The sequence below is a fragment of the Streptomyces sp. HB132 genome (assembly GCF_016909575.1).
In the GTDB taxonomy this organism is placed as follows: domain Bacteria; phylum Actinomycetota; class Actinomycetes; order Streptomycetales; family Streptomycetaceae; genus Streptomyces.
The window spans coordinates 475,069-483,463 of record NZ_JAFBGA010000005.1; the positions used below are offsets into that span (position 1 = coordinate 475,069).

Consider the following 8,395-nt stretch of genomic DNA (forward strand, 5'->3'; position numbering starts at 1 on the left):
TGTCGGTGCCTCGCTCTCTGGTCCGTGCGGCTCGCGGCCGGAGGAAGGGGGCGGCCGGGATGTGGAACTGATGCGTGGTCACCACCATCGCCGACAGGAGGCGTCCGCCGCAGCGGCTCTCACCGAATCTCCCCAGTGGGACGGCCCGCGGGGGTGCGTGGGAGGATGTCGGCGTCCCGCAGGACCCCTGCCGGACCGTGCGGACAGAGGGAAGGGCCGGGCCCGGCGTTGAGCGAGAACCAGAACCTGCTCGCGGAGCAGCGGCGCGCTCTCATCCTGGACGATGTCCGCAAGCGCGGCGGGGTCAGGGTCAACGAGCTGACCCGCAAACTGAGCGTCTCCGACATGACCATCCGCCGGGACCTGGACGCGCTTGCGCGTCAGGGTGTCATCGAGAAGGTGCACGGCGGGGCGGTCCCGGTCGTCGAGGCGAGCACGCACGAGCCCGGTTTCGAGGCCAAGTCGACGCTGGAGCTGAGCGCCAAGGAGGACATCGCGCGCGCCGCGGCCGCGATGGCGGTGCCCGGCAGCGCGATCGCGCTCTCCGGCGGCACGACCACGTTCGCGCTGGCCCGCCATCTCCTGGACGTGCCGGGGCTGACGGTGGTGACCAATTCGGTACGGGTCGCCGATGTCTTCCACGGCGCGCAGCGCCCGGCGGCGACGGGCGGGGCGCGGGCCGGGGCGGCCACGGTGGTCCTGACCGGCGGGGTCCGTACGCCTTCGGACTCGCTCGTCGGACCGGTCGCGGACCGCGCGATCGGCTCACTCCATTTCGACGTCCTGTTTCTCGGCGTGCACGGGATCTCGGTCGAGGCCGGTCTCTCCACGCCGAATCTCGCGGAGGCCGAGACGAACCGCCGATTCGTGCGGGCGGCCAGACGGGTCGTCGTGGTCGCCGATCACACCAAGTGGGGCACGGTGGGGCTGAGTTCGTTCGCGGCGCTCGACGAGGTCGACGCCTTCGTCACGGACGCGGGCCTGCCGGTGGCCGCCCGGCAGGAGGTCGAGGAACACCTGCCGGGCCTGGTGGTGGCGGGCGGGCCGGCGGACGAGTAGTCCGCCGCCCGGCGACGCCGACGGCTTCCGCTCCAGGGCCCGCGGGCGGGGGACGTCCTAGGATCGGGACGTGGCCCTATTCCGCATCGAACGTTTCACTCCCCTTCCCGCCGCCGAGGCGTGGCGCCGGGTGACCGACTGGGAACGGCACGGCGGGACCGTTCCGTTCACATCGGTCACCGTCCCGGCGGGCCCGCCCACCCGGACCGGAACGGTCTTCGTCGCCCGTACCGGCGTGGGTCCGCTGGGTTTCGACGATCCGATGGAAGTGGTGCGGTGGACCCCGCCCGCCGCCGGCCGGGCGGGACTGTGCCTGCTGGAGAAGCGGGGCTCCGTGGTGCGCGGCCGGGCGTCGATCGACGTCTGCCCGACGGAGTCGGGCTCGCATGTGGTCTGGGTCGAGGAGCTGCGCGTGAGGCTGCTGCCCCGGTGGGCCGATCCGCTGCTGGCCGGCGCCGGGCGGCGGGTCTTCGGCCGGGTGCTCGGCACCCTGCTCGACGACTGAGTGCCCTGGCCGCGCTCACGTCCGGGCCGTGGGCGTCGCCGTCCGGTGGTGCGGGGCGGGTCGGAGGCCCTCGTGCCGGAGCGGGCGGCCCTCCTGGCGACCGGGGACGTCCAGAGGCGTACCCCGGCCGGACGGGCACCCCTCGTGGGCACCCGTCATGCGGCCGGCCGGCTCAGGAGGGCCAGGTGCCGGTGGCCAGGAAGTGGTCGATCGTCTCGGTGTAGGGCCGGATGTCCAGGCCCTGCCCGCTCAGCCAGTCGTCCGAGTAGTACTTGTCCAGGTAGCGGTCGCCGGGGTCGCAGAACAGTGTGACGACGCTGCCCGTGCTGCCCCGCTCCACCATCTCGGCCACGAGCTTGAACGCGCTCCACAGCCCGGTGCCGGTCGAGCCGCCCGCCTTACGGCCGATGGCACGCTCGAGCACCCGGACCGCCGCGACGCTGGCCGCGTCGGGCACCTTCATCATCCGGTCGATGGCTCCGGGCACGAAGCTCGGCTCCATCCGGGGTCTGCCGATGCCTTCGATGCGGGAGCCGCAGTCGCTGGTCGCCAGCTGGTCGTGCCGGGTCCATCCGTCGAAGAAGCAGGAGTTCTCCGGGTCGGGCACACAGATCCGTGTGTCGTGCTGCATGTAGCGGACGTAGCGCCCGATGGTCGCGGAAGTTCCGCCGGTGCCCGCGGTGGCGACGATCCAGGCGGGCTCCGGGTACCGCTCCAGCTTCAGCTGCTGGTAGACGGACTCGGCGATGTTGTTGTTGCCGCGCCAGTCGGTGGCGCGTTCGGCGTAGGTGAACTGGTCCATGTAGTGCCCGCCGGTCTCGGCCGCGAGTGCCGCCGACTCCTCGTACAGACGGCGGGAGTCGTCGACGAAGTGGCACTGACCGCCGTGGAATTCGATCAGGCGGCACTTCTCGGGGCTGGTGGTGCGGGGCATCACCGCGACGAACGGCACACCGATCAGCTTCGCGAAGTACGCCTCGGAGACGGCCGTCGACCCGCTGGAGGCCTCGATGACCGGCTTGCCGCGGCGGATCCAGCCGTTGCACAGCCCGTAGAGGAAGAGCGAGCGGGCGAGCCGGTGTTTGAGGCTGCCCGTCGGGTGCGTCGACTCGTCCTTGAGATAGAGGTCGATGCCCCAGTGCTCCGGCAGCGGAAAGCGAAGGAGATGGGTGTCCGCCGAACGGTTGGCGTCCGCCTGGACCTTGCGCACCGCCTCCTTGAGCCAGGCCCGGTAGTCCGGATCGCTCCGGTCGACGTCCACGGTCTCCATGACGCCACCGCCGGGTGTGCGCTCACCGGTGTCCATCAGCGGTCTCCTTCGGATGACGGCAGTACTGAGTGGGACCACGATATTCCCCCCACCTGCACAAACGTTCACTTTGACGTTCCATAGCCCTCCCTTGGCCCAGGTGTTCGGGGATCCTGCGCCACGAAGGCGGCCCGGACCGGGATCCCGGCCGGAATCAATCGCGGTGCGGTCTGGTGCACGAGCCCTGTCGACGGGCAGACTTGCAGAAGCCGGTACAAGGGGGGCGAAGTCGCCATGGCCGAGACAGAGTTCAGCGCTGCGGATTTCGGCGTGACGGAGTTCGGCGCTGCGGAGTTCCGCGCGAGTGACGTAAGGATCCAGCGGTGGGCGCGGTCGCTGACCAGGGCCGGCCAGGTGATCGTCAAGGATGGCCGGATCGCGCTGCTGACGAGCAACGGCCGGGAGATCGCCAGCGCCCCCGTGTCGGCGGTGAGCGCCGGGAGGCCGTGGTTCCCCGCAGCCGACTCGGCGGTCGCGCGCATCGACGGGGTGCGGTACCGGCTGACCATGGGCCAGCGCAACCGCAGGCCCGGCGGGGCCGCGCCGGTCCGCAGATTCCTGGAGGCGCTGCGGGGGGCCGCGGGCAGGCGGAACTGACGCTACGGCCCGGTACGGACACCGCGAGTTGCGGAGCCTCACCCCCTGGGTCACGCTGGTCACACGTCACTGATGGTGCACCGGGGGTGACAGCGAAAGTCACCCCGCCGGAAGCCACGCAGGACGGACCACGCATGACCAGAAACAGCAGTCAGCCATCTGCTGGATCCGTTCCTTCGTCTTCTTCCGGACCTATTTCGGGGAGTCGCAGCCGTGATCAGCGAGCCAAGCAGGCACTGCGCGGTGGAGCTCAAGGCCCTGCCGTCGCGGATCGGTCAGGTCCGCAGAATCATTTCGGCGCAACTGCGCTACTGGCATCTCGATCCCTTGATCGACCAGGCGGCGCTCGGTGTCACCGAACTGCTGACCAACGTCCACCGGCACGCACAGCCGGACAAATCATGCACCGTCGAGATCGAGCTGCTGCTCGGCCGGCTGACGGTCTCCGTCCACGACCACGACCCCCGGCTGCCGACCGTGTGCGATGCCGATCAGTCCGCGACCTCCGGGCGTGGACTGGCGATGATCGCCGCGGTCAGCGAGAGCTGGGGCGTACGACCGAGTGATGACGCCGGGAAGGTCATCTGGTTCACCCTGTCCGCACCGTCCTTCACCACCGCCGCCCTGCACTCCCTCCCGGTGTACGGGTCGACGACCGACGGCCCGTTCGGTTCGGACGTCACCGGGCTCATGGAGCCGACAGCGGCGCGGACCCGGGCCCGGTCGGCCGTCGTCGGCTGACGTGGTCCGGGCCGCCCCCGTACAGGTCACCCCCGGAGCGCGTCGGTCCTCTCGTGATCGACGCGCTACGGGCTCTTCCACGCGGAGTCACCCGCTCCCGGGCGGGCGTTCCCACCCGGCGGCGCCCCTCGCCCCGTACCGGTCAGGCGAGCGCGGCCAGCGGGTCGTCGAGCACGGGCTGCCAGGCCAGTTCGGCCGCGCCCACCAGGCTGTTGTGGTTCAGCGTGCAGGACAGGATCGGCACGCTGCCGCTGCGGCCCCACAGACTGCGGTCGGCGACCACGGCCCGCAGCCGTTCGGGGTCGGCCTCCAGGAGGTCGCGGTGCAGTCCGCCGAGGATGATGCGGTCCGGGTTGAGGATGTTCACCAGCCCGGCGAGGCCGAGGCCGAGCCGGTCGATCAGCTCCTCGGCGGCGGCCCGCACATCGGGGTCCCCGTACTCCGTGCGCAGCAGGTCGCCGGACTGCTTGAGCAGCGACTCCTCGGGGCCGGGCTCCCTGCGGGCCGCGGTGAGGAAGGCGAGGGGGTCGGTCTCGACGTCGAGGCAGCCTCGTCCGCCGCAGTGGCAGGGGCGGCCCTCGGGGTTCACCGTGAGGTGCCCGACCTCCAGGGCCAGCCCCGAACTCCCGCTGTGCAGGCGGCCGTCCAGGACGAGTGCGCCGCCCACGCCCCGGTGTCCGGTGGCGACGCAGAGCAGGTGCTGGGCCCCGCGCCCGGCGCCGTGCCGGTGTTCGGCGAGGGCGGCGAGGTTGACGTCGTTGCCGGTGAACGCGGGACCGCTGATCCCCGCCGCCCGTACACAGGCGGAGAAGATCTCCCGGACCGGAGCACCGGCCGGCCAGGCGATGTGCAGCGGGTTGAGCGCCGTTCCCTCGGGTTCGGCGACGGCGGAGGGCACGGCGAGCCCCGCGCCGACGCAGCGCAGCCCGCTCTCGCGCAGGAGTCGGGCCCCCGCCTCGACGACCTCGCCGAGGACCTGGGCGGGGTCCGCCATGACGGCGACGCAGCCGGGCGCGGTGGCCACCGCCCTGCCACCGAGCCCCACGAGTGCGGCGCGGAAACCGTCGGAGTGCACCTGGGCGGCAAGGGCCACGGGCCCGCTGTCCCGGACGGAGAGCCGGTGGGAGGGGCGGCCCTGGGAACCGGCGGCGGAACCCGGGCTGGAGTCGACCCTGATCAGCCCGAGCGCTTCAAGCTCCGCAGCCACCGCACCGGCGGTGGCACGGGTGACGCCGAGTTCGGAGGTCAGTACGGCACGGGTGGGGGCGCGTCCGGTGTGTACGAGCTCCAGGGCGGGCCCGAGCGCGCTGCGGCCCCTCTCCAACTTCGTCCGCGTGGTGGTCGACTTGCCGTTCATGGGGGCGAGTCTCCCATGATCCGGGGCCGATTCCGACGCTCCGGCATCCGGCTCCGTTCATCGGGCGGTCATCGGGACGACGTCTTGCACCCGCTCCCGGAAGACCTCTATGCTCACTTTGTGCCGCGACTAAACAAACCGCGGACGGCCCTGCCGGGCGGTTCCGGCGGAAACACCGCCCCTGCCTCCCTCAACCGCCTCCGTACCGCGCTGACCGTGTTCTTCGCCCTCGACGGCTTCCTGTTCGCGGGGTGGGTGGTCCGCATCCCGGCCATCAAGCAGCAGACCGGGGCGACAGCCTCCACCCTCGGGCTGGCCCTGCTCGGCGTCTCGGCGGGGGCGGTGATCACCATGATGCTCACCGGTGCCCTCTGCCGGCGCTACGGCAGCCACGCCGTCACCGTGGTCTGCGGCGTCCTGCTGTCGCTGAGCATCGCCCTCCCCGCGCAAACGGGTTCGGTCACCGCCCTCGGCCTCGTGCTGCTGCTCTTCGGCGCCGCGTACGGCGGCATGAACGTGGCCATGAACAGCGCTGCGGTCGATCTCGTCGCCGCGATGCGCCGTCCGGTGATGCCGAGCTTCCACGCCGCGTTCAGCTTCGGGGGCATGGCGGGCGCGGGGCTGGGCGGCCTGGTCGCCGGCAGCCTTTCACCCGCGACACACCTCCTGGCCCTCACCGGCGTGGGACTGCTCGTCACCGCCGCCACCGGCCCCGCACTGACGGGCGCCCGGCCGGCGGCCGCCCGTCCCGCTGAGGAGCGGAGAACGGACGACGCCCGCGAGCAGCCGCGGAGGATGAGCGCGCACACCCGCCGCATCGTTGTCCTGTTCGGTGTCATCGCTCTCTGCACGGCGTACGGCGAGGGTGCCCTGGCCGAGTGGGGCGCCCTGCACCTCAGCCAGGATCTGCGAGCGGCTCCCGGACTCGCCGCCGCCGGCTACGCCCTGTTCGCACTCATGATGGGCATCGGCCGGCTCACCGGCACCACGCTCCTCGAACGGTTCGGGCAGACCCGCACCCTCGTGGCCGGAGGGATCACGGCCGGCGTCGGGATGCTGTTCGGCGCGCTCGCTCCGGCCGTGTGGCTCACCCTGCTCGGCTTCGCCGTCGCGGGCCTCGGTCTCGCCAACATATTTCCCGTCGCCGTCGGCCGCGCGGGGGCACTCGCCGGCCCGGGCGGAGTGGCCGCCGCGTCCACTCTCGGCTACGGCGGAATGCTCCTGGGACCCCCGGTGATCGGCTTCCTGGCGGACTGGTTCTCCCTCCCGTCGGCGCTGACCACGGTGACGCTGCTCGCCGCCGTCGCAGCGGCGCTGGGCCACACGGCCCGCCACGCGACGAACACGTGAACGATTGAGTAGCGGTACTCAGGCACCCACGGCCTCCGCGGCGCACGATGGAAGCACCGACCATCCACGGGGAGTGGGACATGAGCCATCAGGTGACGCACAAGCAGCGGCTGCGTGAGGTCGCGCGACTGACCTTCGGTAACACGGCTTCGCGGATCTACCTCGGCCTCGTGCTGGCGGTCGCGGTGTTCGTCGCGGTCGACACGATGTACGTGTCCCACGACGACGCCTCGCTCGCCGGGGTATGGGTGTTCTTCCTCGCCGCGCCGACCGTGTTCGCCTTCCTCATCGGCAGCTCGATCGCCGGTGCGGATGCCGGAGGCCCCGCCTGGTTCGTCTATCTCGCACTGGTCGTGTCCGTGCTCGTACAGGCCTGTGCGCTGGGCTGGTTCTCCCAGCTGTTCCGGGGCAAGCACCGAGGCCGTTCGGCGCATCCCCAGGGCACCTGACGCTCTCCGGCGCCGTCACCGGTGCGGGGGCGGCGGAGCGTCCCGGAGCCACCGCCGCCCAAGGCCACATGTGCGCGGCGCACCATGGCCGGGGGCGGAGCCGCACTCCGGACGCCGGACTCGCGACCGCGTACCGTCCGTCGGCCGCGAGTCCGGTCCTTGCCGATGCCCTGGGCCGCTGCGACACTTCGGACATGCCACCACGCACTCAGTCGGAGCGGGACGCGATGACCGTCGAGATCGGCTACGCACTCTTCAGCGGAGTGCTGGTGGGCGCGGCCACATTCACCGGCGTCTCTCTTCCCGCGCTGCTCACGCAACTCCCGGACGGTGCCGAACGCATGCTGTTCCGGGCCGGGGCCGTGCTCGGGTTGCTGGTGACCGCCGTGCGGGTCGTCCACGTGCTGTGGCGATTCCCCCGCGCGCACGAGGAGCGGCGTCTGCCGCCCGTCCGGCGGAGCCGGCCGGGGCGCACGCCCTTTGACCCCTAAGGGCTGTCCCGCAACGGTGTGCTTGAGTGGGACGATCACTCCGTGCCTGTTGTGATCACTGCGTCCGAGCTGTCCTGGATACGTCCGTTCAGCGGTCTCACCCCTCGACAGTTCAGCAAGCTGGTCACTGCTCTGCGCCGTCGAGGTGCACATGCAGCGAGGCCAGGACGTCCTTGGGCGCTTTGTTTCGACGACCGCGTGCTGCTGGTCGTTGCCTACTGGCGGACCAACCTGACGATGCGGCAGCTCGCGCTCTTGTTTGGCGTTTCGAAGTCCACGGTCGATCGCGTAGTCGATGACCTGGGGCCGCGTCTGGGATTGATACAGCGGCAACACTTCCGCCAGGGCACTGTTCTCATCGTGGATGGCACGCTCGTACCGACTCGCGATCACACCCTCGCCCAGCGATCCAAGAACTACCGCTACTCCACCAACCACCAGGGGGACTGCTGCACGAATAGGTGACACCTGACCTGGCTTGCTGAGAGGCGGCCTGGAAGGATGTCGCAGTGCCCAAGCCGTATCCCAAGGAGTTCC

General features: G+C 71.2%; 9 protein-coding genes and 1 pseudogene. 8 read left to right on the top strand and 2 right to left on the bottom strand.

Annotated elements, in window-relative coordinates; translation table 11 throughout:
• The first annotated feature begins 228 nt into the window (after window positions 1-228).
• Window positions 229-1,059, top strand: coding sequence for a DeoR/GlpR family DNA-binding transcription regulator (locus JOC24_RS15435; protein ID WP_205020828.1), 831 nt, complete (start codon window positions 229-231; stop codon window positions 1,057-1,059).
• 70 nt (window positions 1,060-1,129) lie between these two features.
• Entirely contained in the window at window positions 1,130-1,564 is a 435-nt protein-coding gene (locus tag JOC24_RS15440; RefSeq protein WP_205020829.1) for an SRPBCC family protein, read from the top strand.
• A 172-nt stretch (window positions 1,565-1,736) separates the two neighbouring features.
• On the opposite strand, the gene JOC24_RS15445 is transcribed toward JOC24_RS15440, so the two are convergent.
• Window positions 1,737-2,870, bottom strand: coding sequence for an L-cysteine desulfhydrase Cds1 (locus tag JOC24_RS15445; RefSeq protein ID WP_205020830.1), 1,134 nt, complete (start codon window positions 2,868-2,870; stop codon window positions 1,737-1,739).
• A gap of 237 nt (window positions 2,871-3,107) precedes the next feature.
• On the opposite strand from JOC24_RS15445, the gene JOC24_RS15450 reads away from it, so the two are divergent.
• Window positions 3,108-3,470: a hypothetical protein gene (locus JOC24_RS15450; RefSeq protein ID WP_205020831.1), complete on the top strand. Its 363-nt coding sequence runs from the start codon at window positions 3,108-3,110 to the stop codon at window positions 3,468-3,470.
• 213 nt (window positions 3,471-3,683) lie between these two features.
• Entirely contained in the window at window positions 3,684-4,211 is a 528-nt protein-coding gene (locus tag JOC24_RS15455) for an ATP-binding protein (protein ID WP_205020832.1), read from the top strand.
• Between the two features lie 142 nt (window positions 4,212-4,353).
• On the opposite strand, the gene JOC24_RS15460 is transcribed toward JOC24_RS15455, so the two are convergent.
• Window positions 4,354-5,568: an ROK family protein gene (locus JOC24_RS15460; RefSeq protein WP_205020833.1), complete on the bottom strand. Its 1,215-nt coding sequence runs from the start codon at window positions 5,566-5,568 to the stop codon at window positions 4,354-4,356.
• A gap of 120 nt (window positions 5,569-5,688) precedes the next feature.
• Between JOC24_RS15460 and JOC24_RS15465 the strand changes: the two genes are divergently transcribed.
• From JOC24_RS15465 to JOC24_RS15480, 4 genes and pseudogenes are all read left to right on the top strand, one after another.
• Window positions 5,689-6,918, top strand: a complete 1,230-nt coding sequence (locus JOC24_RS15465) for an MFS transporter (protein ID WP_205020834.1) — start codon at window positions 5,689-5,691, stop codon at window positions 6,916-6,918.
• A gap of 80 nt (window positions 6,919-6,998) precedes the next feature.
• Window positions 6,999-7,367, top strand: coding sequence for an SCO4225 family membrane protein (locus JOC24_RS15470; RefSeq protein WP_205020835.1), 369 nt, complete (start codon window positions 6,999-7,001; stop codon window positions 7,365-7,367).
• Window positions 7,368-7,561: 194 nt separating this feature from the next.
• Window positions 7,562-7,858, top strand: a complete 297-nt coding sequence (locus JOC24_RS15475) for a DUF6332 family protein (RefSeq protein WP_205020836.1) — start codon at window positions 7,562-7,564, stop codon at window positions 7,856-7,858.
• A 42-nt stretch (window positions 7,859-7,900) separates the two neighbouring features.
• A pseudogene (locus JOC24_RS15480) lies at window positions 7,901-8,299 on the top strand (transposase family protein); the annotation flags it as partial.
• Window positions 8,300-8,395 lie beyond the last annotated feature (96 nt).